Origin of the sequence: uncultured Formosa sp. (genome assembly GCF_947500765.1) — a bacterium.
Lineage (GTDB): Bacteria > Bacteroidota > Bacteroidia > Flavobacteriales > Flavobacteriaceae > Formosa.
The window spans coordinates 1-2,536 of the sequence record NZ_CANMTH010000034.1 but is presented as its reverse complement, the minus strand read 5'-3'; the positions used below and the strand labels follow the sequence as shown (position 1 = coordinate 2,536).

2 protein-coding genes are annotated in these 2,536 nt (G+C 28.5%); both read left to right on the top strand.

Annotated features, from left to right (window positions below):
* Nucleotides 1–77: 77 nt before the first annotated feature.
* A complete protein-coding gene (locus tag Q1B05_RS18445) occupies nt 78–950 on the top strand; it encodes a hypothetical protein (protein ID WP_299782912.1) in 873 nt (290 codons plus the stop codon).
* Between the two features lie 153 nt (nt 951–1,103).
* Nucleotides 1,104–2,312 carry an aspartyl protease family protein gene (locus Q1B05_RS18440; protein WP_299782910.1) on the top strand — a complete coding sequence of 403 codons (1,209 nt, stop codon included), beginning with the start codon at nt 1,104–1,106 and terminating at the stop codon, nt 2,310–2,312.
* Nucleotides 2,313–2,536 lie beyond the last annotated feature (224 nt).

Below are 2,536 nucleotides of genomic sequence, written 5' to 3'. Positions count from 1 at the left end.
ATAAAACACCGAATATGGTATATAAATTATCAGCTTAATTCAATTTTAAACTGTAGCCATATTTCAGGACAAGACATATGAAAAAACTGCTCACGATAATATTAAGCTTGACAATTAGTCTTGGTTTTTCGCAAACAAAAGAACAACTGATTGAATCAATAATTAAAGTAAATAGAGTTGATTCTGATTGTGTCGGAATGGGTTGTTCTGAAAGTGAGCAATATAAAAATTTTCAGAAATTAAAAAGTCAAATATCTGACAAGGAATTAACGGAATTATCAAAACACGAAAATCCAACAATTCGAACTTACGCTTCGATTGAACTTATTCAGTCAAATAAAGGAAACGTTCCTGAATTACTATCAGCTGAATTAAAGAAAAATGAAATGGTTGAGACTTTTGAGGGTTGTTTAATGGGCATTGACCCAGTTTCTTCAATCATTTATCACGAATACTGGAACAAAATCAGAATTGAAGCTTCAAACAAAGGAAATAATTACGAACGAGAGTTAGCAATGAAAAAAAAGCTTGAATCTGACTTTGTAATGGAAAAATTGGATAGTATAATTATCTATTCTAACAAAGAAGTTTATTGGTTGCTTTACAGCAGAACCTTTGAGAATAGAAAACATAAGGATAATTATTTATCAAGAATTGAGGAATTAGCTTTTAACAATAACAATTCCTATGCTTTTGAGTATTTAAAGAAATACTATCCATCTGAATATTCTAAAAAGCTGGAAAATTATCTGACAGTTGACTTTCTGAAAGCTAAATTCCAAACCAAAAATGACCTTTACTATTTACATTCGTTTATAGAGTTATTATTGGAAAGTAAAAATGCGAATTATAAAAAAATAGCAATTGACAAATTAACAAACGATGATTTTTGGAAACAAGAATCTGGTTGGTTCAGTACGACATTGAAAAAACACGGAATTGAAATCTGAAAATAAAATACTGTGGGCAACACCGTGTATAATTAATTGCTTTGTATGTGCTCATCTGGAATATTCCTTCGGAATATTCTCAGGTTCGTGGGTTTTTGTTAACTTACTCGCTGAACCACGCAACTAAGCATACACAAAACCGTTACCACACATATGACAAAAAACAACTTTCTTCTATTTTTTATAGCAATCAATTTCTTAAGCTGTTCTTCTCTAAAGAGGTTAAAAACAGTAACCCAAGGAAAAGTTGAACAAGAAAATTATACTGAAGAAATTCCATTTAAATTTGTTAAAAATCAAATCATAATCGAAGTAGGAATTAATAATAAAAATTATAGTTTCATATTCGATACAGGAAATGAATTAACAACTATTGACCCTAATATTATAAATGAAATTAGCTATAAATCAAACAACGTTAAGGGCAGAATATCTGATGCTAATAAAACTATAACTTCAAATGAATATCTATCAATTTCCAATATTAAAATCGGAAAAATTGATTTTAAAAATATCGGTGCATATTCTTCCGATTTTACGCATTATTATCAGTTTTTAGGGCCAGATACATATTATGGAATAATTGGAAATAATTTAATGAGGAAAGCAAAATGGCAAATTGATTATAAAAATAAAGTTATTCGTATATCAGATAAGATTGATAATTTTAACATTGGTGCTAATTCAAAAATTTTTAAAACAAATTCTGGCAAATATGGAAATGCGAAAATCAAAATAAAACTAAATGGAATTGAAGATTCATACACATTCGACACGGGTTTCAGTGGAAATATAAGTGCTAACTTATCTCTTTTTAATAAACTAAATTCAAAAAAGAATATACCATATGTTACTACAACGGGACTAACTAGTGTAAATGCGAATGGAATAACTAAAAGCACTAAATACAACTCATTGCTTTCAATACAATTACTTAACAACATTAAACTTTCTAATCAAATTGTTACATTTAAAGAGAATGCATCAAATTTAATTGGTAATACTTTTTTTGAGAAATTTACAATTACTTTAGATTGGGCAAATGAGATTTTTTATTTAGACCAAAATTCTGATTTTAAAGAAGATATATTAACTGAACACCAAATATTCTTTCATCCAAATTATGAGCAAAATACAATTATTATATATTCCTATGAGGACAATTACTTGTTAGACAAACCTATTGAGCTTGGCACACAAATAATTGCAATTAATGGTATTAATGTTTCAAATTTCAACACCCAAGAATTATATGATTATTGGACAAACAATCGTTTTACGAAAAATGTTGAAATTGAAATTGAGGAAAAAGGTCTCAAAAGGAAAATAACATTAACAGAAAAACAGTTGCTTCCGAAATAAATACGTGTGGTAACACCGTATAAACTTTATTGCTGGTTTTAGCTCACTTGGGAAATTCCTTCGGAATTTCGCCGTTCGTGTTTTATTTAGTAAATTCACTGCTTAACCAACGCAACAAAGCTTATACAAACACGTTAGCTGTAATTTTGAGTTGTCCTGAATAAAGGCTACATAATTTTAAACATTATGTACAAAAATGACAAAGTAATTAGACGTTACAGCGA